Source organism: Crenalkalicoccus roseus (genome assembly GCF_004761865.1).
GTDB lineage: Bacteria > Pseudomonadota > Alphaproteobacteria > Acetobacterales > Acetobacteraceae > Crenalkalicoccus > Crenalkalicoccus roseus.
This window is the reverse complement of record NZ_SJDM01000001.1, coordinates 68360-90222: the sequence shown is the minus strand read 5'-3', so window position 1 is coordinate 90222 and position 21863 is coordinate 68360. Positions and strand designations below refer to the sequence as shown.

Genomic DNA, 21863 nt, shown 5'->3' with positions numbered 1-21863 from the left:
CCGGCCCGGGATAACACGGACCCGCTGGGAATGCAGCCGCGACGTACCCCGCCCGGCCCCGCTCCTTCGGCCAGGACCCTCCTCATTACGGGCCTGGTCCTCTTCCTCAGCGCGGCGGTGGCGGGTCTTGGCACTCTTCTCCTCCTCGCCCCGCTGGTGCCGGGCGGGACGGATCGCCCGGCGCAGGCCGAGGCGCTGGCCGCCGAGGCGCGCGGCCTCGCCCTGGCGGCGGATGCGGAGGTGGAGCGCCGCCTCTCCCTGCTCGCCGCCCTCGCGGCCTCCCCGGCGCTCGACCAGCCGGCCGGGGATCTGCGGGCGCTCGATCAGCAGGCCCGGGCGGTGGCCTCGGTGCTCAACGCGCCGGTCGCCGTGGCCGACACCTCCCTCGCCCAGCTCGCCAACACCGCTGTCGCCTTCGGCACCCCCCTGCCCGGCCTCGACGACGCCCCGGTGGCGCTGCAGACGCTGGACTCCGGGCGTGCCACGGCGGGCGAGGCGGTGGCGGGCGGCGTCTCCCTCGCCGTGCCGGTGCGACGCGAGGACAGGGTCGTCGCCGTCATCGCCAGCCGGCTCCCGCCGGAGGCCCTGGTGCGGCTGCTCGGCGGCGCGGCGGCGGAGGGCGGATCGGCGGCGATCCTCGGGGCGGGGGGCAGGGTCGTCGCCCGGGAGGGCGCCGCCGGACCGCCGGCCGGGCGGGAGGCCTGGGCCGCCGCGCCCCTCCTGCACGCGACGAGCCCGCTGCAGACCCTGCCCGGCTGGCAGGTGGCGATCACCCGCCCGCCCCCTCCCGCCCCGGCGCCCGCGGGTGCCCTGCCGGTCCTCCTCGTCTCCGCCGGCATGGCGGCGCTCGCCGCCCTCGCCGCCTGGCTGGCGCTGCGGCGGCGGCCGTGGCGGAGGCTCGAGCAGGCCCTGCTCGCCGCGGAAGCGGCGCGCCGCGCGGCGGAGACGAGCGAGGCCGCGGCGCTGCACGGCTTGGCCGAGGCCCGGCGGCTGCACGACACCATCCCGGTGGGCCTGGCGCTGACCGACAGGGAGCTGCGCTTCATCTCGGTGAACGCGAAATTCGCCAGCGTCACCGGCATCAGGGCGCAGGAGCACCTGCGCCGCCGTCCCGCCGAGGTGCTGCCGGCGGCGATCGCCGAGGCGCTGGAGGAGGCGCTGCGCGAGGTGATCGGCACCGGGCAGCCGGTGATCGAACTGCCGCTCTCCGCGGAGGCGCCGGGGGCGCTGCGCAACGAGCGCCACTTCCTGGCGAGCTGCCACCCCGCCCTCGACGGCGAGCAGCGCATCACCGGCATCAGCATCGTGCTGCAGGACGTGACCGAGCGGGTGCGGGCGGAGCGCGCGCGCGAGCTCCTGATGCGGGAGCTCAATCACCGCGTGAAGAACATGCTGGCCACGGTGCAGGCCATCGCGCTCGTCACCCTGCGCCAGTCCGCGGCGGACCCGGCGCGGCTGAGCGCCGAGCTGGAGGCGCGGCTGCTCGCCCTCGCCCGCGCGCACGACCTGCTGACCGCCCATGCCTGGGAGCCGACCGACCTCGCGGCCGTGGTGCGCGCCGCCCTGGCGCCCTGGCTCGAGACCATGCCGGCGCGCCTCGGCATCGAGGGGCCCAGGGGCGTCCTGCTCCGCCCTTCCCAGGCGCAGGCCGTGGTGCTGGCGCTGCACGAGCTGGCGACCAACGCCGTGAAGTACGGCGCGCTGTCGAACCAGGAGGGCCGGGTGGAGCTGCGCTGGCGGTGCGGCCCGGATGGCCGGACGGAGATGGAATGGCGGGAGAGCGGCGGCCCGCCGGTGCGCCCGCCCCGACCGGACCGGCGCGGCTTCGGCATGCGCCTCCTGGAACGCGGCCTTGCCTCCGATCTCGGCACGGGCGCGGAGGTGCGGCTGGCCTTCGCCCCCGAGGGGCTGCGGGCCTGGGTCCGCTTCCCAAGCGGCGGGGCGGCCCGCGGCCGCGCGCCGCCGGGCGGGGCGGAGCCCGGCGCGCCGCCCCCGCCCCGTGGCCCGGCGCTGCTCGCGTACGCGGCCCCCGCGCCGGACACCCCGGCGCGGGGCGAGCCCTCCTGAGGGGCTGGGGCATGATCCGCCGCGGCGGAGGACCACGCTTCCGCCCCTTGCCGGGTGCCGATCGCCGCTCCGGCGATGCCGCTTCTCTCAGGTCCCGTCCGGGCTGCCGAGCCTCAGATGCACCGCCTGCCGCACCGCCGGGTGGCGCAGCGCCATGGCGCAGGGCTTGCGGCACACATGCCACCCCTCGGCACGGGCATGCCGCAGCAGCGCCGCGGGCAGGGCCAGCACGCCGCCGCCCGCGCGGGGGCTGGTGATCTCGATGCCATCGCCCCGAAAGGCGATGCGCCAGCCCTCCTGCTCCGCCCGGCGGAGCAGGTTCGAGAGGATGGCCCAGTCGGTGGGTTCGACGACCAGTTGCATCACCGGCGACGAAAGCGCCTGGCGCCATTGCGTTCCACCCCTGGCGCGCTTGTGCGCGGAGCCCCGGATTATCAACCGGAGCGGGTACTCTCGCTTGGCAATTGCATCGTAGGTCAGGATCAGGCATCAGGAAGCCCGGCCGCGCGGCGGAAGGGAGCTGGCTGCGCATGCGGGTGCTCTTCGTCCATCAGAACTTCCCGGCGCAGTACCGGCACGTCGCGCCCGCCCTGGCACGGCGCAGGGGCGTGCAGGTGGTCGGGCTCGGCGAGAATCCGGGCGAGGCGCTGCCCGGCGTGCAGCATGTGCGCTACAAGGCTCCGCCCGAGGGCAGCCGGGAGATCCACCGCTATGTCCGCCGCTTCGAGGCGGCGGTGTTCCGCGGCCAGCAGGTGGCCCGCGCCGCGCTGGCGCTGAAGGAGCGGGGCTTCGTCCCCGACCTGGTCTGCTGCCACCCCGGCTGGGGCGAGGGGCTCTACCTGCGCGACGTCTGGCCGGAGGCGCGGCTGCTCTACTATTTCGAGTTCTACTACCGCGCCGCTGGCGCCGATGTCGGCTTCGAGCCGCCCGGCCCGGTGCCGATCGACGATGCCTGCCGGGTGCGCACCATGAACGCCACCCACCTCCTCTCCCTCGAGCAGGCGGATTGGGGGCAGACGCCGACGCGGTGGCAGGCCAGCCGCTTCCCGGACTGGGCGCGGGCGCGGCTCTCCGTCGTGCATGAGGGCGTGGACACCGCGGCGATCCGCCGCCAGCCCGAGGCGCGCTTCACCCTGCCGGACGGCCGCGTCCTCGGCCCCGACGACGAGGTGGTCACCTTCGTCGCGCGCGGCCTAGAGCCCTATCGCGGCTTCCACGTCTTCATGCGCGCCCTGCCGGAGATCATGGCCCGTCGCCCGCGGGCGCAGGTGGTGGTGGTGGGCGGCGACGAGCCGCATTACGGCGCCAAGCCGCCCGAGGGGGGCACCTGGCGCGAGGTGATGCTCGCCGAGCTGGGGGAGAGGCTGGACCGGGCGCGCCTGCACTTCACCGGGAAGGTGCCCCATGCCCGGCTGCTGTCGCTGCTGAGCCTCTCCTCGGCGCATGTGTACCTGACCTATCCCTTCGTCCTCTCCTGGTCGGTGATCGAGGCGATGGCCTGCGGCTGCCTCGTCATCGGCTCCCGCACCCCGCCGATCGAGGAGGTGATCGAGCACGGGCGCAACGGGCTGCTGGTGGACTTCTTCTCCTCCGCGGAGCTGGCCGGGGCGGTGGCGCGGGCGCTCGCGGAGCCGGCGGCGATGGCGCCGCTGCGCCGGGCGGCGCGGCGGACGGCGGAGGAGCGCTTCGACCTGCACCGGGTCTGCCTGCCGCGCCAGCTCGCCCTGCTCGACGCCGTGGCGGCGGGGCGCAGGCCCGCCTTCAGCGACGCGGCGTGATGCCGGCGGCCCGGCGCATCCGGGCAGCACGCGGCATGGGCCGCGTTGCGCCGCAGCCTCGAGGCGCGCCCCGCGCGCCTTCATCAGTCGAAGACCGGTGCCGCCGGCATCAGGGCGCCAGGGCGCGGCGGGGCAGCAGGATCTCGCAGGCCAGGCCCTCGCGCTCCCAGCGCAGGCTGGCCGAGCCGCCGAGCTGCACCTCGACCAGGCTCCTCAGCAGGCTGGAGCCGAAGCCGCGGCGGGGCGGAGGGCCCGGCAGGGGCGGGCCGCCGCGCTCCAGCCAGGCGAGGCGCAGCCCCTCCGCGCCGACCTGCCAGCTCAGCCGCACCCGGCCCTCGGGCCTGGACAGGGCGCCGTGCTTGGCGGCGTTGGTGACCAGCTCGTGCACCGCCATGGAGAGCGGCTGCACCGTCCCCGCCTCCAGCGCCACCGTCGGGCCTTCCATCGCCAGGCGCGCCGGGGCGTCGGCAATATAGGGGGCGAACTCGGCCTCCAGCACGTCGCGCAGCGCCGCGCCCGACCAGCTCTCATTGGCCAGCAGCGCATGGGCGCGGCCGAGCGCGGCGACGCGCCCCTCCAGCGCGCGGGCATAGGCACGCGGCGTCTCGGCCCGCGTCAGGCGCAGCAGGGCCTGCACGGAGGCGAGCGCGTTGCGGGCGCGGTGGCCGACCTCGCGCATCACCAGCGCCGTGCGCTCCTCCTCCGTCTTCTGTGCCGTGATGTCGAGCAGGATGCCGAGCAGCCGCCGCGGGCCGGGGCAGCCGCCGCGCGCCTCCACCCACCGCTCCGCCTGGCCGGGCGGGCGCAGGCGGAAGCGGCAGCGCAGCGCCCCGCCGCCGCGCAGCGCGGTTCGCGCCGCGCGCAGCACCGGCGCGCGGTCCTGCGGATGCAGCAGCGCGAGCCAGGCGCGCGGGGCCGGGGGCTCGCCCTCCGCCGGCAGGCCGTGCAGCGCGCGGCAGCCGGGGCTGAGCCAGGCGCCGCCAAGCGCGAGATCGAGCTCCCAGGTGCCGAAGCCGGCGACCGCCTCCAGCCTGTCGAGGGCAGGCCGGCCCTCGCCGGGAAGGGGCAGGGCCGCCTCCAGCACCAGCGGCGCCCCCTTGTCCGGCGCGTGCAGCAGCCAGCAGGCGGCGACCCGCCGCACCCGGCCATCGGGCAGGCGCAGCGCAAGCTCGCCCGACCAGTGGCCCTCCCGCCGCAGCACCGCCTCGGCCTCCTCCACCGATGCGGGCGGGGCGGCGCCGAGCAGCGCCCGGGCCGGGCGGCCGATGGCCGCCGCGGCGGGGATGCCGAAGAGGCGCTCGCAGCCCGCGCTCCAGGCAAGGACGGTGCCGCCGGGCTCGCGCAGCAGCAAGCCGATGCCGGTCCGCCCGGCGTCTCCCGGCCATGGCGGAAGGGGGGTCAAGGGACGCGGGGAGGACAGCACGCAGGTGAACCGCACCGGGCTTGTTCGACCGGCGATGCTAGTATCCCGTTTCCGAGAGGTTTGTGCCCTTTGCGACACTTCATGGGCCGCGCGCCTTCACGTCCGCGTCATCCGCAGTTGCCTGCGGCTCCGGGTAGAGGCCCGGCGCGACGCGCATGAAGTGGTCGCGCACGGTGCGGTAGCATTCGCAGGCGTTGCGCTCGAGTCTGGCGCGGCTGGCCACCCGCACCCGGCCGCGGCTGTGGTCTATGATCCCTGCCGCCTCCAGATCGGCGATCACCCGCGTCACCGTGGTGCGCCGCACGCCGAGCAGCTCCGCCAGGCGCTCCTGGGTGAGCGGCAACTCGGCGGTGCCGGCACGGTCCTGCAGGCTCAGCAGCCAGCGGCAGGCGCGCGCCTCCACCGGGTGCAGCGCGTTGCAGGCGACGGACTGCAGCACCTGGGCCAGCAGCGCGTCGGCGTAGCGGCTGATCAGGTCGCGCGCGCGCGGCGACTCGAGCTTGAGCTGCTCGATCCGCGCGGCCTCGAGGCGCAGGCCGCTGCCCGGCATCTGCACCACGGCGCGGGTGAAGGCCGGCTTGTCGCCGGCGCTGATGATGACGCCGACTGCGCCCTCGCAGCCGATCACCGCGGTCTCGGCGCTGCGCCCGTCCGTCATCACGGCCACCAGCGCGACCGCGGCACCGTCGCAGGGGAAGCAGGCATGGGTGACGTCGTCGCCCGGCTCGAACAGCACCCGACCGGGGGGCAGCTCCATGGGCTCGAGGTGGCGCTCGATCCGCGCGAAATCGGCGTCCGACAGCGTGTCGAGCAGCCGGTTGCCGCAGCGCGGCCGGCCCATCGCCATGGCGGCACGCGCGGGCTCATGGTCCCCGTTCATGCGATCCTCTCTCCCCCGGGCAGACGCCGGCAGGAGGGAAGGGGAGGCTGCCGGCCATTCCGTGCGACGGAAGATTGCCATGCCGGCGCGGCCCCGGTCTGTCTCATAGCGGACAGATCGGGCCCTGCGCCATCAGGGGCTTGCGGGCCGGGACCGCCACCGCCCGCCCCCGTCCCGCGAGGACCGCGCGCTAGCGGACGCGGTTCGCCACCAGGTCCTCCACCACCGCCGGGTCGGCCAGCGTCGAGGTGTCGCCGAGGCTGTCGGTCTCGTTCGCCGCGATCTTGCGCAGGATGCGGCGCATGATCTTGCCCGAGCGGGTCTTGGGCAGGCCCGGCGCCCACTGGATCGCGTCCGGCGTGGCGATCGGGCCGATCTCCTTGCGCACCCAGGCGATCAGCTCCTTGCGCAGCGCCTCCGAGGGCTCGACGCCCGCCTTCAGCGTGACGTAGCAGTAGATGCCCTGGCCCTTCAGCTCGTGCGGCATGCCGACCACGGCGGCCTCGGCGACCTTCGGGTGGGCGACCAGCGCGCTCTCGATCTCCGCCGTGCCCATGCGGTGGCCGGAGACGTTGATCACGTCGTCCACCCGGCCGGTGATCCAGTAGTAGCCGTCGGCGTCGCGGCGCGCGCCGTCGCCGGTGAAGTACATGCCCTTGAAGGTGGAGAAGTAGGTCTGCCCGAAGCGCGGATGGTCGCGGAAGATGGTGCGCATCTGCCCCGGCCAGGAGTCGAGCAGCACCAGGTTGCCCTCCGCCGCGCCCTCCAGCAGGGTGCCGTCGTTGTCCACCAGCGCCGGCTTCACGCCGGGCAGCGGCAGGGTGGCGGAGCCGGGCTTGAGGTCCACCGCGCCCGGCAGGGGCGAGATCAGGATGCCGCCCGTCTCGGTCTGCCACCAGGTGTCCACGACCGGGCAGCGCTCCTCCCCGACCACGCGGTAGTACCAGAGCCAGGCCTCGGGGTTGATCGGCTCGCCGACCGAGCCGAGGATGCGCAGCGACCTGCGGCTGTGCTTCTTCACCGGCGCCTCGCCCTCGCGCATCAGGGCGCGGATCGCGGTGGGCGCGGTGTAGAAGATGTTGACCCGGTGCTTGTCCACCACCTGCCAGAAGCGGTCCACGCCCGGGTAATTGGGCACGCCCTCGAACATCAGCGTGGTGGCGCCGTTGGCGAGCGGGCCGTAGACGATGTAGGTGTGGCCGGTCACCCAGCCGACATCGGCGGTGCACCAGTAGATCTCGCCCGGCTGGTAGTCGAACACCAGCTCGTGCGTGAAGGCGGCCCACACCATGTAGCCGCCGGTGGTGTGCAGCACGCCCTTCGGCTTGCCGGTGCTGCCCGAGGTGTAGAGGATGAACAGCGGGTCCTCGGCGCCCATGCGCTCCGGCTCGCACTCGGCGGGCTCGTTGGCGGTGATCTCCTCGTACCAGTGGTCGCGCCCGGCGCGCATCGGCACGCTGGCGCCGGTGTTGCGCACCACCACCACGTGCCGCACCGAGGGGCAGCCGGCCAGCGCCTCGTCGGCGTTGGCCTTCAGCGGCACGGTGCGCCCGCCGCGCCGCCCCTCGTCGGCGGTGATCAGCACGCTGCACTCGGAATCCTGGATGCGCGAGGCCAGGCTGTCCGGCGAGAAGCCGCCGAAGACGACGGAGTGGATGGCGCCAATGCGCGCGCAGGCGAGCATCGCCACCGCCGCCTCGACGATCATCGGCAGGTAGATGCACACCCGGTCGCCCTTGCGCACCCCCAGCCGGCGCAGCGCGTTGCCGAGACGGCAGACGCGGGCGTGCAGGTCGCGGTAGGTGACCCTGGCGTCCATGTGGGGGTCGTCGCCCTCCCAGAGGATCGCCACCTGGTCGCCCCGCGCCGCCAGGTGGCGGTCGAGGCAGGAGACGGAGGCGTTCAGCACCCCGTCCTCGAACCAGCGGATCGAGACCTCGCCGCCGAAATCCACGTTCCTGATCTTCGTCGGCTCCTGCATCCAGGCGATGCGCCGCATCTCCTGGCGCCAGAAGCCCTCGGGGTCCCTCTCGGCCGCCTCGACCATGGCGCGCCGCCTCTCGGCGTCCACATGGGCCTTGGCGGCGATCTCGGGCTTCACGGGGATCAGGGCGTCATCGGGCATGGGCCGGGTTCCTCCCAGAAGGCGGGCGTGACTGTCCCGAGTTTGCCCACGCCGCCTTGCGCCGCGTCAACGGCCGGCGCGCCGGCGCCGCAGGTCGCGAAGGCCGCCGCCCGCTACAGCCCCGCCTCCGCCGGGACCAGCACCCGCCCGTCCTCGATCCGCACCGGCACCGCCTCCAGCGCCTCCCCCAGGCAGGGGCCGCTGACGCAGACCCCGTCCTCGATGCGGAAGCGCGCGCCATGGGCGGAGCAGAGGATCATCTGCCGCTTCGCGTCCAGGAACCGGTCCGGCAGCGGCTCCAGCGGCAGGCCGATGTGCGGGCAGGAGTTCACGTAGACGCGGATCCGCCCCTCCTTCTTCACCGCGAACAGGCCGGTGAAGCCGCCCGCGGCGGCGGGAAAGCCGCGGGCGCCGCCCTCCGGGATGTCCTCGACGCGGCAGAGAACCCGCTCCTCCGCCTCAGCCGGCATCGGCGAGCCCCAGCCTCTCGTGCCATTCGGCGATGCTCTCCCGCGGGTAGCCGCGGTAGCACCGGTCGCGCGGGCCCGCCGCCACCTCCACCCAGGGCGCCTTCGAGCCGAGCAGAATGTGCGTGCGCTCGGGCGGCGCCGGCAGGGGGGTGTCGATCGCCGAGGCGAAGGGGTGCACCAGCTCCGGCCAGCGCGGGTCCCACAGCCACAGCGCGCTGCCGCACTCGCCGCAGAAATGCCGCCCGGCGGGGCTGCGGCGGGCCCGCGCTCCCTCCGCCCCGCGCAGCTTCGCGTGATAGACGCGCACATGCCGCCTGCCCCTGACGCGCAGGCTCGCCGCCTCGCCGCCGAGGTTGACGGCATAGCCGCCCCCGCCCTGGGTCTTGCGGCAGATCGAGCAGTAGCAGCGCTGGTAGGGATAGGGGTGGGCGGAGCGCAGCCGGAACCGCACCGCGCCGCAGTGGCAGGAGCCTTCCAGCAGCATCGCCTCACCCCCCTTCCCAGCCGCCCATGCGGCACAGGATGTCCCACTGCGCCGCGTCCACCGGCATCACGGAAAGGCGCGGCTGGCGGATCAGCGCCAGCCCGGCCAGCTCCGGCGCCGCCTTCATGGCGGCGAGCGGCACCGGGCGCGGCATCGGCCCGAGCGTGCGCAGGTCCACCGCGACCCAGCGCCCGGACGGGTCGGTGGGGTCCGGATAGGCCTCGCGCGCCACCTCCACCACCCCGACGATCTCGCGGCCGGTGTTGGAATGGTAGAAGAAGGCGCGGTCGCCGAGGCGCATGGCCTTCAGGTGGCCGGCCGCCTGGGCGTTGCGCACCCCGGTCCAGGGCTCGGTGCCGTTGCGCACCTGCTCCTCCCACGAGAAGGCCTCCGGTTCGCTCTTCACCAGCCAGAAGCGCATCTACCCCCCTCCGTCCGCGGAACGGCGCGCCGGCGGCGCCGGCGGCGCTTCAACAATCCGCGCCCAGCCCTTAAGTCAGGCGCCGTGGACCACGCCAGCCCCCTCGCGGCGGAGGCCCGCCCCCCCGCGGGGCGCGGCTCCCTGCACCGCTTCGCCAATCCGGGCCGCTTCCTGCGGCTGTCCGGCCGCGTCCTGCCCTGGCTGACGGGGGCGGCGCTGCTCGCGCTCGCCATCGGCCTGCCCTGGGCGCTGCTGTTCTCCCCGCCGGACTGGCAGCAGGGGGAGACGGTGCGCATCCTCTACGTCCATGTGCCGATGGCCTGGCTGGCGATGGGCGGCTACCTGGCGCTCGCCATCGGTTCGGCCACCGCCCTGGTCTGGCGCCATCCGCTGGCCGACCTGTTCTGCCGGGAACTCTCCCCGGTCGGCGCCACCGTCACCGCGCTCTGCCTCGCCACCGGCAGCCTGTGGGGCAAGCCGATGTGGGGCACTTGGTGGGTGTGGGACGCGCGGCTGACCAGCGTGCTGGTGCTGTTCTTCCTCTGGCTCGGACACGCCGCCCTAGTGCGCGCCTTCGACGACGCGGAACGCGGGGCGCGCATGGGCGCGATCCTGGCGCTGATCGGGGTGGTGAATCTGCCGGTGGTGAAATTCTCTGTGGACTGGTGGAACACCCTGCACCAGCCGGCGAGCTTGACGCGGCTCAATGCGCCGGCGCTGCACGTGGACATCCTCTACCCGCTGCTGGTCTGCGCCCTCGGCTTCACCCTCGCCTTCGCCGCGGTGGTGCTGGCGCGCACCCGCGCGGCGGTGATGGAGCGGCGGGTGCGGGCGCTGCAGGTGGCGGCGGCGCGGCGGGCGGAGATGCCCACCGGGGACCGGATGGCCGGGAGCGTCGGATGACCCTGCACTGGATGCATGTGGCGGCGAGCTACGCGCTCGTCCTCGCCGCCTTCCTCGCCCTCGGGCTCGGCGCGGCGCGGCGCCACCGCGCGGCGCGGCGGCGGCTGGCGCTGCTCGACCCCCGCGCGCGGCGCGGCGGAGGCGGCGCATGAGCCGCAAGCGCCGCCGCCTGTGGGTGCTGCTGCTCTGCGGCCTCGGCCTCGGCAGCGCCACCGCGCTGACCCTCACGGCCTTCCAGGACAACCTGGTGTTCTTCCTCTCGCCCTCGGACGTGGTGGCGCAGGGCGCGCCGGCGCCGGAGCGCGCCTTCCGCCTCGGCGGGCTGGTCGAGGCCGGCAGCCTCGAGCGCACGACCGCCCCGGATGGCCGCCCGGCGGCGCGCTTTCGCGTCACCGACGGGGCGCACACCATCGAGGTGACCTACACCGGCGTGCTGCCGGACCTGTTCCGCGAGGGACAGGGGGTGGTCACGCTCGGCCGGCTCGGCCCGGACGGGCTGTTCCGCGCGAGCGAGGTGCTTGCGCGCCACGACGAGACCTATATGCCCCCCGAGGTGGCCGACGCGCTGAAGCGCGCCGGCCACTGGGACCCCGCCCAGGGGGCCGCCCCGCCGGCCGGAAGCTGGAACCGGCTCGACCCGGCCCGCATGCCGGGGCGCGACGGCTCCTGACCGGCGGCACCGACAGACGGAGGCGCACCGCCATGTCCCGGCGCAGCCCGGCCGCCGCCCCGCCCCGCGGGGTGGCCGCATGATCCCCGAACTCGGGCATTTCGCCCTCGCCCTCGCCCTCGCCCTCTCGGCGGCGCAGGCCGTGTTCGGGCTGTGGGGCGCGCAGCGCGGCGAGGCGCGGCTGATGGCCGCAGCACCGCCGCTCGCCGCCGGCGTGCTGCTCGCGGTGGCGGTCTCGCTCGGCTGCCTGATGTGGAGCTTCGCGGTCAACGACACGACGGTGATGAACGTCGTGCAGAACAGCCACTCCGCGAAGCCGATGCTCTACAAGCTCACCGGCACCTGGGGCAACCACGAGGGCTCGCTGGTGCTGTGGGTGTTCATCCTGGCGCTGTGCGGCGGCGCGGTGGCGCTGTTCGGGCGCGACCTGCCCTCGCGGCTGCAGGCGCGGGTGCTGGCGGTGCTGGGGCTGGTGACGGTGGGCTTCCTCGCCTTCACCCTCGGCACCTCCAACCCCTTCGAGCGGGTCTGGCCGCCGCCGCTCGACGGGCAGGGGCTGAACCCGATCCTGCAGGACCCCGGCCTCGCCTTCCACCCGCCGCTGCTCTACCTCGGCTATGTCGGCTACGCCGTCACCTACGCCTTCGCCATCGCCGCGCTGATCGAGGGGCGGGTGGACGCGGCCTGGGGGCGCTGGGTCCGGCCCTGGGCGCTGGCGGCCTGGGCCTTCCTCACCCTCGGCATCGCGCTCGGCTCCTGGTGGGCCTATTACGAGCTCGGCTGGGGCGGCTACTGGTTCTGGGATCCGGTGGAGAACGCCTCGCTGCTGCCCTGGCTGGCCGGCGCGGCGCTGCTGCACTCCGCCATCGTGGTCGAGAAGCGCGAGGCGCTGAAGACCTGGACGGTGTTCCTCGCGCTCCTCGCCTTCGGCCTGTCGCTGCTCGGCACCTTCCTGGTGCGCTCGGGCGTGCTGAACAGCGTGCACGCCTTCGCCAACGACCCGGATCGCGGCGTCTTCATCCTGCTGCTGATGATGGCCTATGTGGGCGGCGGCTTCGCCCTGTTCGCCTGGCGGGCGGCGGCGATGGCGCCGACGGGCGTGTTCGCCCCCCTCTCGCGGGAGGGGGGGCTGGTGCTGAACAACCTGCTGCTCTGCTCGATCGCGGCGGTGGTGCTGGTCGGCACGCTGTATCCGATGTTCGCCGACCTGCTGCTCGGGCAGAAGATCTCGGTCGGCCCGCCCTTCTTCAACATGGCGACCTTCCCGCTGGTGGTGCCGCTCCTCGCCGCCATGGGGGTCGGGCCGATGCTGCCCTGGAAGCGGGCGCGGCTGTGGCCGGTGCTGCAGCGGCTGTGGTGGGCGGCGCTGGGCGGAATGGCGGCGCTGCTGCTCGCCCTCGCCCTCTCGGGCTGGCGGGTGCTGCCGGCGCTCGGCTTCGCCGCCGGCGCCTGGCTGATCCTGGCCGCGGCGACGGACATCGCCGACCGCATCGCCCTGTTCTCCCGCCCGCGCGCCGCCTGGGCGCGGGCGCGGGGGCTGCCGCGCGCCGCCTGGGGCGCGGCGGTGGCGCATGCGGGGGTGGGCGTCACCATCCTCGGCCTCGCCGGCATGGGGCTGGCGCAGGAGAAGCTCACCCTGATGCGCCCGGGCGATGCGGCGACGCTCGCCGGCTACACCTACCGCCTGGAGGGGGTCGAGGATGTGACCGGCCCCAACTGGACCGCCCGCCGCGCCACCCTCACCGTCACCCGCGACGGGCGAGAGGTGACGGTGCTGCGGCCGGAGCGGCGCAACTTCCCCGTCGGGCGGATGGTGACGACGGAGGCCTCCATCCACACCAACTGGCTGGTGGACCTCTACGCCGTGCTCGGCGAGGAGCGCGACGGCGGGGCGGTGGTGCGGCTGCACCACAACCCGCTCGCGCCCTGGATCTGGCTTGGCGCGGCGATCATGGCGCTCGGCGGCGGCATCTCGCTCTCCGACCGGCGGATGCGCGTCTCGGCGCCGGCGGCGAAGCTCGCCCGCGGGCAGGCCCCGGCATGAGCGCGCGCCTGCCCGAGGGGATGGAGCGCGGCGGCGGCACCGCCCCGCCCGAGGCGCCGCCGCGGAACCCCTGGCGCCGGCGCGCCCTGCTGCTGGCGCCGCTCGGCCTCGCCGCCGCGGCGGGGCTCGGCTTCCTCGGCATGCTGCGCGGGCTGCGCACCGGCGACTACGACCCGCGCGGCGTGCCCTCGGCGCTGATCGGCCGGCCGGTGCCGGACTTCGTCCTGCCCCCGCTCGAGGGCAGCGGCCGGCCGGGGCTGGCGGCGGCCGACCTGCGCGCGCCGGGGCGGCCGGTGCTGGTGAACTTCTTCGCCTCCTGGTGCCTGCCCTGCGTGGTGGAGCACCCGATGCTGATGCGCCTCTCGCGCCAGGGCGTGCCGGTGCACGGCGTCTCCTACAAGGACCGGCCCGCGGATTCCCTCGCCTTCCTGCGCCGGCACGGCAACCCCTACGACCGGCTCGGCGTGGACGAGCCGGGGCGGGTGGCGATCGAATGGGGCCTCTACGGCGTGCCGGAGACCTACCTGCTCGACCGCGAGGGCATCATCCGCTGGCGCTGGGCCGGGCCGCTGACGGAGGAGGTGCTGCGCCACGACCTCGAGCCGCTGCTGAGGCGCCACGCATGATCCGCCGCCTCGTCCCCGCCCTCGCGCTCGGCGCCGCCCTGCTCGCCGCCCCGCCCGCGCCCGCCGCCGTCGGCGACCCGGCGGAGCGGCTGCGCGACCCGGCGCTCGAGGCGCGCGCCCAGGCGATCGGGCGCGAGCTGCGCTGCCTCGTCTGCCAGAACCAGTCGATCGAGGACAGCGACGCGCCGCTCGCCCGCGACCTCCGCCGCATCGTGCGCGAGCAGGTGGCGGCGGGGCAGTCCAATGCCGAGGTGATGCGCTTCGTCCACGACCGCTACGGCGACTTCGTGCTGCTGCGCCCGCGGCTCACCGCCGCCACCGCGCTGCTCTGGGCGACGCCGGCGCTGGCGCTTGGCGGCGGCGCGCTGCTGATCCTGGCGATGCGCCGCCGCCAGGCGGCGGAGGCCGCGCTCGCCGCGCCCGAGCTGAGCGAGGCCGAGCGCGCGCGCCTGCGGGCGGCGGAGCGCGACGGGGAGCGCGCGGCGTGACCTGGCTGCTGATCGCGCTGCTCGCCGCGGCGGCGCTGTTGCCGCTCGGCCTCGCCATGCTCCGCCCGCCGCCGGCGCGCGGGCGGCGCGAGGCGGACCTCGCCCTCTACCGCGCGCAGCTCGCCGAGCTCGACCGCGAGCGCGCCGAGGGGCGGCTCGAGGAGGCGGCGCACCGCGCCGCGGTGCTGGAGGTGCAGCGCCGCCTGCTCGCCGCGCCGGAGGAGCGCATCACCATCGCCGCCCCGACGCGCGAGCGCGGGGTGCGGCTCGCCCTCCTGGCGGCGGTGGTGGCGGTGCCGGCCGCCGCGCTCGGCCTCTACCTGGCGGGGGGCGCGCCCGCGCTGCCCTCCGCCACCTTCGCGGCGCGCCAGGAGGTGATCGAGCGCGACGAGGCGCTGCTCGCCACGCTGCGCGACCGCCTCGCCCAGCTCGACCCCATGGGCGAGACGGCGCGGCGGGGCTACGTGCTGCTCGGCAACGCCGAGCGCTCGCGCGGCCGGCTGGAGGCGGCGGCGGCGGCCTACCGCCAGGCGCTGGCGGCGGGCTTCGACGCCGACCTCGCCGCCCAGCTCGCCCAGGTGCTGCTCGAGGACGGACGGGAGGAGGAGGCGGCGCGCTTCCTGGCCGGGGCGCTGCCGCGCGCGCCGCAGCACATCGGCCTGCGCTTCCTCACCGGCCTTGCCGAGGCGCAGGCGGGGCGGCCGGAGGTGGCCCGCGCCACCTGGCGCGCCCTGCTCGCCGACGCGCCGCCCGACGCGCCCTGGCGCGGCATGGTGGAGCGGCGGATGGCGGAGCTGCCCTGATCCATCCGGCCGCTGGCCGTGCGGGCGGTTGACCCGCCGCCGCGCCGGCGCTTGGCTGCGCGCCGCCCCATGGCCGGAGAGGGAGCGCATGAACACATCCCCGCGCAGGAGGCGCGGCATCCCCGCGATCCGCGCCCGCAAGGGCGGCGAGAAGCTGGTCTGCCTCACCGCCTACACCACGCCCATGGCGCGGCTGCTCGACCCGCATGTGGACCTGCTGCTGGTGGGCGATTCCCTCGGCATGGTGGTCTACGGCCTCGGCAGCACGCTGCCGGTGACGCTCGAGATGATGATCGCGCACGGCGCCGCGGTGGTGCGCGGGGCGGAGACCGCCTGCGTCATCGTGGACCTGCCCTTCGGCACCTACCAGGAGAGCCCGGAGCAGGCCTTCCGCAACGCCGCGCGCGTGCTGGCCGAGACCGGCGCGAACGGCGTGAAGCTGGAAGGCGGGGCCGAGATGGCGCCGACCATCCGCTTCCTGGTCGAGCGCGGCATCCCGGTCTGCGGCCATGTCGGGCTGATGCCGCAGGCGGTGAACGCCGCCGGCGGCTTCCGTGCCACCGGCCGCACCGAGGACGAGGCGGCGCGCGTGCAGGCCGATGCCGCGGCGGTGGCCGAGGCGGGCGCCTTCGCCCTGGTGCTGGAGGGCACGGTGGAGCCGGTGGCGGCGCGGATCACCGCGGCGGTCCCGGTGCCGACCATCGGCATCGGCGCCTCCGCCGCCTGCGACGGTCAGATCCTGGTCACCGAGGACGTGCTCGGGCTGTTCCGCGACTTCACCCCGCGCTTCGTGAAGCGCTACGCCGACCTCGCCGCGCCGATCGGCGAGGCGGCGGCGGCCTACGCGGCGGATGTGCGCACGGGGCGCTTCCCCGGGCCGGAGCACTGCTTCCCGCCGCGCCAGCGATAGGGCGGATCGCACAGGGCCGGAGACGGCCGGGCGCGCCGGAGCGGCGAGCCGGCCGCCCTCGTCAGGCCGCGCAGCCCTCCTCGCGGAGCAGCGCCGCCACCGCCTCCTCCGGCACGTCGGCGGCGGTGAAGGCCTCGCCGGGGCCGCGCAGCAGCACGAAGCGCAGGCTTCCGTCGCGCACCTTCTTGTCCCTGCGCATGCGCGCGAGCAGCGCGGCGGCGGAGAATGCGCGCCCCAGCTCGCCGAGCCGCGCCGGCAGGCCGCAGGCGGCGAGATGCGCCATCACGCGCCCCGGCCATTCCTGGCTGCAATGGCCGAGGCGCGCGGAGAGCGCGGCGGCGAGGCCAAGGCCCACCGCCACCGCCTCCCCGTGCAGCAGCGCGCCGGAATAGCCGCACTCCGCCTCCAGCGCGTGGGCGAAGGTGTGGCCAAGGTTGAGCAGGGCGCGCCCGCCCTCGGCGCTCTCCTCGCGCTCGTCGGCGGCGACGATGCCGGCCTTGAGGCGGCAGCTCTCCAGCACCGCATGGGCCAGCGCCTCGCGGTCGCCCCCGATCAGCGCCTCCCCCCGCGCCTCGCACCAGGCCCAGAACGCCTCGCCGGCAAGGAGGCCGTGCTTCGCCACCTCGGCGTAGCCGGCGCGCAGCTCGCGCGGCGGCAGGGTGGCGAGGGTCGCGGTGTCGGCCAGCACCATGCGCGGCTGGTGGAAGGCGCCGACCAGGTTCTTCCCGGCGGCGAGGTTCACGCCCGTCTTGCCGCCGACGCTGGAATCCACCTGGGCGAGCAGCGTGGTCGGCACCTGCACGAAGGGCAGGCCGCGCAGCGCCACCGCGGCGGCGAAGCCGGCGAGGTCGCCCACCACGCCCCCGCCCAGCGCGACGACGGCGGTGCGCCGCTCCACCCCCGCCGCCAGCATCTCCTCCAGCACGCGCTGCAGCGTGGCGAAGCCCTTGCTGGCCTCCCCGGGCGGGACGGCGATGCAGGCGGGGATGGCGAAGCCCGCCTCCTCCAGCCCGGCGCGCAGCGCGGGCAGGTGCAGCGGCGCCACCGCCGCGTCGGTGACGATGACGGCGCGGCGCGCCGGCAGCACGGGGGCGAGCAGTCCGCCGGCGCGCGCCAGCAGCCCCTCGCCCACCACCACCTCGTAGCCGCGCTCGCCGAGGGGGACGGGCAGGCGCGCGGGCGGGCGCCAGGCGGCGAGCGCCTCCTGCACGCGGCGGGTGGTGCCCTCGGGGCTCTCGTCGGTGCAGGCGATCACGATGTCGGCCTCGGCGTAGCAGGGGTGGCGGGTGCGCATCAGCCGCTCCAGCACCGCGGCGGGATCGGCGTTGAGGAACATCGGCCGGTGGTCCCGCCCCGCGACGCGGCGCAGCAGGGTGGACATGCGGCATTTCAGCCAGACCGTCACCGCCCCGCTGCGGCGGATGGCGGCGCGCGTCGCGGCGTCGGCGAAGGCGCCGCCGCCGGTGGCGAGCACCACCGGCGGACCGGCGAGCAGGCGGGCGATGACGCGGCGCTCGCCGTCGCGGAAATGCGGCTCCCCGTAGCGGGCGAAGATCTCGGTGATGGGCAGGCCGGCGGCGGCCTCGATCTCCTGGTCGGCGTCGAGGAAGGGCAGGCCGAGGCGCAGCGCGAGGCGCCGCCCGATCGAGGACTTGCCGGCGCCGGGCATGCCGACGAGCACGATGCTGCGGCCGGCGAGCGGCCCTTCCGCCGCGGCGGGAACCGTTCCGCTGCCGGCGGCCTGCGGGGCCTGTGCGGTGTTGCGTGACACGGGAACGGAGGGTAGCACACCGCCGCCCGTGCGCGAGGGAGCCCCGCCCCGATGTTCCGCCGCCCCGTCGTCCTTGCCGCCGCGGCCCTGCTGGGACTGGTCGCGGTCGCGCTGCTCGCCGTCGGCGCCTTCCCGCCTTCCGTGACGCCGACGCCGGTGGAGCGCGTGCTGCCGAGCGACCGGTTCCAGACGCGTTAGCCCCGTTGCGGCGCGCGCGGGCGGGCGCAGGCGGCCCGGGCCAGGCAGGACGCCGGGAGGCGGCGGCAGAGCGGCACCTCGAGGCCTTCCTCGAGATGCTGGCGGCGGAGCGCGGCGCGGCGCCGAACACGCTCGCCGCCTACCGCGCCGACCTCGAGGACTTCGCCGCCTTCGCCGCGCCGCGGGGCGGCGCGGTGGCGGCCGGCGCGGAGACGCTCTCGGCCTATCTCGGGCGGCTTTCCGATCTCGGGCTGAAGCCGCGCACGGCGGCGCGGCGGCTCTCCGCGCTGCGGCAATTCTTCCGCTTCCTGGTGCGCGAGGGGGTGCGAGCGGAGGACCCGACCGCCCTGCTGGAAGGCCCCCGCCCGCCGCCCGCCCTGCCCCGGGCGCTGTCGGAGGCGGAGGTGGAGGCGCTGCTCGCCGGCGCCGCGCGCCTGCCCGGCCATCGCGGCCCGCTCGCCGTCGCGGCGCTGGAGCTGCTCTATTGCAGCGGCCTCCGGGCGAGCGAGCTGGTGGCGCTGCCCGCCGCGGCGCTGCGGCCGGAGGAGCCGATGATCGCGGTGCGCGGCAAGGGCGGGCGGGAGCGCCTGGTGCCGATCTCGCGCCGTGCACGGGAGGCGGCGGCGGCGGCCCGCGCGGCGCTGTCGGACCGCCGCCGCAGGGGCGGGGAGGAGCGGCCGCGCTGGCTGTTCCCCGCACGCGGCGCCTCCGGCCACATGACCCGCCAGGGCCTCGGCCTGCTGCTGAAGGATGCGGCGCGCGCCGCCGGCCTCGCACCCGAGCGCGTCAGCCCGCATGCGCTGCGCCATTCCTTCGCCAGCCACCTGCTGGCGCGTGGCGCGGACCTGCGCAGCCTGCAGATCCTGCTCGGCCACGCCGACATCGCGACCACCCAGATCTACACCCGTGTGCTCGAGGAGCGGCTGCGTGCGCTGGTGGAGGCGCACCACCCGCTGGCCGAGGCGGGCTAGAGCCGTTTCCGGCCGTCGGCGATCTGCTCCAGGGCGTTTTCCGTTCGCCCCCGTTCGCGGCGAAGGTTCCAGCCTTCGGAGGTGCGAGCCTCTTCACCCATTCAGGCGAGGCCACCGGCGCGGGATCCGCTCCGGGGCGGATCACGCCGCGGGGCATTCCCGCGAGCCGGGGCGAAGGGAAGGCGCCTCGGGCGACCCCTCCGCCCTGCCTACCGCCTCCGGGCGCGGCGCCAGAGCCCGTACAGGCCGCGGAGCAGAATGAGGTTGCGCAGCAGCCGGACCATGCCTGCCTCCGTTCGCGTGGTTCCGCCGCGGGGGCGGGCCTTGTAAGCGCCCGGCGCAGGCGGCGGATCCCGGCTTGACGTGGCCGGGCCGGGGGCTGCCGCGACGAAGTATGTTCACGTATTCGTGATTTTAATGACTCTTTCGCAATAAGTGTGCGAAGGTCAGGCTGACGCACGATATACGAGTGCTATACTGAGATATATCTACTGATACGTGCAGATGCCCCGGCCCGCAAAGCCTTCCGGTAGTCTCCGCACCTGGCTCGTCCTGCTGGCCGCAGCCATCGCCCTGCCCCTCTCCCTCCTCGCCGCGGGGGCGGTCCGGCAGGCGCAGGAGGCATACCGCGCACGGCTGGAGGAGCAGGCGCTCGGCAAGGCGCGGCTGACGGCGCTGCTGGTGGAGGGCGAGTTCGCCCGCATCGAGGCCGGGCTGCGCGCCCTCGCCGGCTCCGCCGCGCTGCGCCGGGAGGACCACGCGGCCTTCGCCGCCGAGATGCACGCCCTGGCGGCGGCGCTTGGCGGCGTCGCCCTCCGCCTGGTCGGCCCGGACGGGGCGCCGCTCCTGCCCGCGGAGGGCGGGGGGGAGCCGGGGGCGGAGATCCTGGTGCCGCTGGACGAGGAGCGGGCGGGACTCCGGCCGGGCCGCGCCCTCCTCGCCACGCTGCCGCAGCGGCGCCTCCTCGCCGCGCTGGAGGACGGCGCGAGGGGTGCCGGGGCAGCATGGGCCGCCCTGCTGGACCGCCACGGCGCCCTCCTCGCCGCCCTGCCCGGCGCCCCGCCGCCGCCCCTCCCGCGCCCCGGTCCGGGAGAGGAGGGCCTGATCCGCCACGCCGGCGCCGCCCTGGCCTTCGCCCGCGCGCCGCGCGGCGGCCAGGTCGTGCTGCTGCCGCTCGCCGGGGCGGCGCACCGCCCGCACGCCCCGCTCGGCTGGGTCGCCATCGCCTCCGCCCTGATGCTGCTGGCCGGCGCCGGCGCCGCCCTGCTGCTGGCGGGACGGATCCGGCGGGAATTCGACCGCCTCGGCGTCCTCGCCGTGGCCGAGCGCGGCGACGGGCCCGCGCCCGCCCTGGAGGAGGCGGCGGCGCTCGGCGAGCGGCTCGCCGCCGCGCTGGCGGAGCGGGACCAGGCGATCGCCCGGCTGGCGGAGGAGGAGCGCCGCTACCGCGCCCTGGCCGAGGCCGGGGCGCTGGTGCTGTGGCGCGGCGACGCCTCCGGGGCGATCCGCGAGGCCGAGGGCTGGACCGAGCTGACCGGCCAGCCGGCCGGGGCGCTGGTTGGCGATGGCTGGCTCGCCATGCTGCACCCGGAGGACCGCCCCGCCGCCATCGCCGCCTGGGCCGAGGCCCGTGCCGCCGGCCGGCCGGTGGATCTGGAATACCGCGTGCGCACCGTGCGCGGCGGCTGGAGCTGGGTGCGCGCGCGCGGCGTGCCGGTGCCCGGGGCCGGCGGGGCGCCGGCCGAATGGGTCGGCGTGGTCGAGGACGTGGACGAGCGCCGCCGCGCCGCGCAGGCGCTGGCCGAGCGCGAGCAGCGCCTGCGCCTGGCGGTGGAGGCGGCGCGGCTGAGCACCTGGGAGTTCGACCTGCCCACCGGCCGCGGCCGCCGCCACGGCCGCGAGGACGAGGCGATCCTCGCCCCGCCCCCCGAGGGGTTCGGCCTCGAGGACTGGCTGGCCAACATCCACCCCGAAGACCGGGCCGGGGTGGCGGCGCGCTTCGAGGCGGTGGCGCGCGGCGAGGCGGCGCTCTTCGCCTGCGAGTTCCGGGTGCGCCGCCGCGTCCCGCCGGGGGGCTGGGCCTGGATCGCCTCCCATGGCGCGCCGATCGAGCGCGACCACGCGAGCGGGCGGGTGCTGCGCATCGCCGGCGTCGCCCAGGACGTCACCGAGCGGCGGGAGGCCGAGCGGCGCCGCGCCCTGCTCGCGCGCGAGGTGGACCACCGCGCCAAGAACGCGCTGGCCGTGGTGCAGTCGGTGCTGCGCCTGGCCCGGCGCGACGCGCCGGCCGCCTTCATCGCCTCGGTGGAGGGGCGGGTGGCGGCGCTGTCGCGGGTGCACACGCTGCTCGCGGCCACGGGCTGGACCGGGGCGGAGCTGCGCGCGGTGGCCGAGCGCGAGCTCGCCTCCTGCCCCGGCGCGAGGGTGCGGCTGGAGGGGCCGGCGCTGTCCCTGGCCGCGCCGGCCGTGCAGCCGCTCGCCATGGTGCTGCACGAGCTGGCGACGAACGCCCTGCGGCACGGCGCGCTTTCCGCGCCGGAGGGGCGGGTGGCGCTGGAATGGCGGCTGGACCCCGCCCTCGACCGGCTCGACCTGCTCTGGCGCGAGAGCGGGGGGCCGCCCGCCTGCCCGCCCGCCCGGCAGGGCTTCGGCTTCCGCGTCGTCGAGGCGACGATCCGCCACCAGCTCGGCGGCGAGGTGACGATGCGCTGGGAGCCGGAGGGGCTCTGCTGCGCCATCGCGCTGCCGGCCGCGCGCGTGCTGGCGGAGCGGGAGGGCGGGGCGCCGGCGGCGGAGGCGGCGCTGGCCTGACCGCCGTCGCGCGGGCCGTG

General features: G+C 76.2%; 21 protein-coding genes. 13 read left to right on the top strand and 8 right to left on the bottom strand.

The window, feature by feature from the left end; translation table 11 throughout:
• The first annotated feature begins 30 nt into the window (after window positions 1-30).
• On the top strand, window positions 31-2067 hold the full coding sequence (locus tag ET526_RS00395) for a sensor histidine kinase (protein WP_135465675.1): 2037 nt from the start codon (window positions 31-33) through the stop codon (window positions 2065-2067).
• 87 nt (window positions 2068-2154) lie between these two features.
• On the opposite strand, the gene ET526_RS00390 is transcribed toward ET526_RS00395, so the two are convergent.
• On the bottom strand, window positions 2155-2433 hold the full coding sequence (locus tag ET526_RS00390) for a hypothetical protein (RefSeq protein ID WP_135465674.1): 279 nt from the start codon (window positions 2431-2433) through the stop codon (window positions 2155-2157).
• Between the two features lie 164 nt (window positions 2434-2597).
• On the opposite strand from ET526_RS00390, the gene ET526_RS00385 reads away from it, so the two are divergent.
• Window positions 2598-3845: a glycosyltransferase family 4 protein gene (locus ET526_RS00385; protein ID WP_135465673.1), complete on the top strand. Its 1248-nt coding sequence runs from the start codon at window positions 2598-2600 to the stop codon at window positions 3843-3845.
• A 109-nt stretch (window positions 3846-3954) separates the two neighbouring features.
• Here the strand turns inward: ET526_RS00385 and ET526_RS00380 are convergent, their stop codons facing one another.
• The 6 genes from ET526_RS00380 to ET526_RS00355 form a co-directional block, all read right to left on the bottom strand.
• On the bottom strand, window positions 3955-5196 hold the full coding sequence (locus ET526_RS00380; protein ID WP_158295443.1) for an HWE histidine kinase domain-containing protein: 1242 nt from the start codon (window positions 5194-5196) through the stop codon (window positions 3955-3957).
• Between the two features lie 151 nt (window positions 5197-5347).
• Window positions 5348-6148 (bottom strand): Crp/Fnr family transcriptional regulator, encoded by an 801-nt coding sequence (locus ET526_RS00375; protein WP_135465671.1) that lies wholly within the window; start codon window positions 6146-6148, stop codon window positions 5348-5350.
• A gap of 190 nt (window positions 6149-6338) precedes the next feature.
• Window positions 6339-8273, bottom strand: a complete 1935-nt coding sequence (gene acs / locus ET526_RS00370) for an acetate--CoA ligase (RefSeq protein WP_135465670.1) — start codon at window positions 8271-8273, stop codon at window positions 6339-6341.
• Window positions 8274-8386: 113 nt separating this feature from the next.
• Window positions 8387-8743 (bottom strand): Rieske (2Fe-2S) protein, encoded by a 357-nt coding sequence (locus tag ET526_RS00365; protein ID WP_135465669.1) that lies wholly within the window; start codon window positions 8741-8743, stop codon window positions 8387-8389.
• A complete protein-coding gene (locus tag ET526_RS00360; RefSeq protein WP_135465668.1) occupies window positions 8733-9227 on the bottom strand; it encodes a GFA family protein in 495 nt (164 codons plus the stop codon). The genes ET526_RS00365 and ET526_RS00360 overlap by 11 nt, the downstream gene beginning before the upstream one ends.
• 4 nt (window positions 9228-9231) lie before the next feature.
• Window positions 9232-9648, bottom strand: coding sequence for an EVE domain-containing protein (locus ET526_RS00355; protein WP_135465667.1), 417 nt, complete (start codon window positions 9646-9648; stop codon window positions 9232-9234).
• A gap of 84 nt (window positions 9649-9732) precedes the next feature.
• Here ET526_RS00355 and ET526_RS00350 point away from each other — a divergent pair, with 84 nt between their 5' ends.
• From ET526_RS00350 to panB, 8 genes are all read left to right on the top strand, one after another.
• Window positions 9733-10551: a heme ABC transporter permease gene (locus ET526_RS00350; RefSeq protein ID WP_192898637.1), complete on the top strand. Its 819-nt coding sequence runs from the start codon at window positions 9733-9735 to the stop codon at window positions 10549-10551.
• Entirely contained in the window at window positions 10548-10703 is a 156-nt protein-coding gene (locus ET526_RS21165; RefSeq protein ID WP_158295442.1) for a hypothetical protein, read from the top strand. Before ET526_RS00350 ends, ET526_RS21165 begins: the two co-directional genes overlap by 4 nt.
• The gene (gene ccmE, locus ET526_RS00345; protein ID WP_135465666.1) at window positions 10700-11221 is read left to right on the top strand and encodes a cytochrome c maturation protein CcmE; all 522 of its coding nucleotides are present in this window, start codon (window positions 10700-10702) and stop codon (window positions 11219-11221) included. Before ET526_RS21165 ends, ccmE begins: the two co-directional genes overlap by 4 nt.
• A gap of 79 nt (window positions 11222-11300) precedes the next feature.
• Complete coding sequence (locus tag ET526_RS00340; protein WP_135465665.1) at window positions 11301-13265, top strand: heme lyase CcmF/NrfE family subunit; 1965 nt, start codon at window positions 11301-11303, stop codon at window positions 13263-13265.
• Window positions 13262-13891: a DsbE family thiol:disulfide interchange protein gene (locus ET526_RS00335; RefSeq protein WP_240048192.1), complete on the top strand. Its 630-nt coding sequence runs from the start codon at window positions 13262-13264 to the stop codon at window positions 13889-13891. The genes ET526_RS00340 and ET526_RS00335 overlap by 4 nt, the downstream gene beginning before the upstream one ends.
• Window positions 13888-14379: a cytochrome c-type biogenesis protein gene (locus tag ET526_RS00330; protein WP_135465664.1), complete on the top strand. Its 492-nt coding sequence runs from the start codon at window positions 13888-13890 to the stop codon at window positions 14377-14379. Before ET526_RS00335 ends, ET526_RS00330 begins: the two co-directional genes overlap by 4 nt.
• The gene (gene ccmI, locus ET526_RS00325) at window positions 14376-15182 is read left to right on the top strand and encodes a c-type cytochrome biogenesis protein CcmI (RefSeq protein ID WP_135465663.1); all 807 of its coding nucleotides are present in this window, start codon (window positions 14376-14378) and stop codon (window positions 15180-15182) included. Before ET526_RS00330 ends, ccmI begins: the two co-directional genes overlap by 4 nt.
• A gap of 88 nt (window positions 15183-15270) precedes the next feature.
• The gene (gene panB, locus ET526_RS00320) at window positions 15271-16092 is read left to right on the top strand and encodes a 3-methyl-2-oxobutanoate hydroxymethyltransferase (protein ID WP_135465662.1); all 822 of its coding nucleotides are present in this window, start codon (window positions 15271-15273) and stop codon (window positions 16090-16092) included.
• Window positions 16093-16153: 61 nt separating this feature from the next.
• Here the strand turns inward: panB and aroB are convergent, their stop codons facing one another.
• Window positions 16154-17863, bottom strand: coding sequence for a 3-dehydroquinate synthase (aroB, locus tag ET526_RS00315; RefSeq protein WP_275668621.1), 1710 nt, complete (start codon window positions 17861-17863; stop codon window positions 16154-16156).
• Between the two features lie 51 nt (window positions 17864-17914).
• Here aroB and ET526_RS21485 point away from each other — a divergent pair, with 51 nt between their 5' ends.
• The 3 genes from ET526_RS21485 (at window position 17915) to ET526_RS00305 (ending at window position 21843) form a co-directional block, all read left to right on the top strand.
• Window positions 17915-18061, top strand: coding sequence for a hypothetical protein (locus ET526_RS21485; RefSeq protein WP_192898636.1), 147 nt, complete (start codon window positions 17915-17917; stop codon window positions 18059-18061).
• 5 nt (window positions 18062-18066) lie between these two features.
• Window positions 18067-19032 carry a tyrosine recombinase gene (locus tag ET526_RS00310; protein ID WP_275668620.1) on the top strand — a complete coding sequence of 322 codons (966 nt, stop codon included), beginning with the start codon at window positions 18067-18069 and terminating at the stop codon, window positions 19030-19032.
• Window positions 19033-19536: 504 nt separating this feature from the next.
• The gene (locus ET526_RS00305) at window positions 19537-21843 is read left to right on the top strand and encodes a PAS domain-containing protein (protein ID WP_135465659.1); all 2307 of its coding nucleotides are present in this window, start codon (window positions 19537-19539) and stop codon (window positions 21841-21843) included.
• The last annotated feature ends 20 nt before the right edge of the window (window positions 21844-21863 follow it).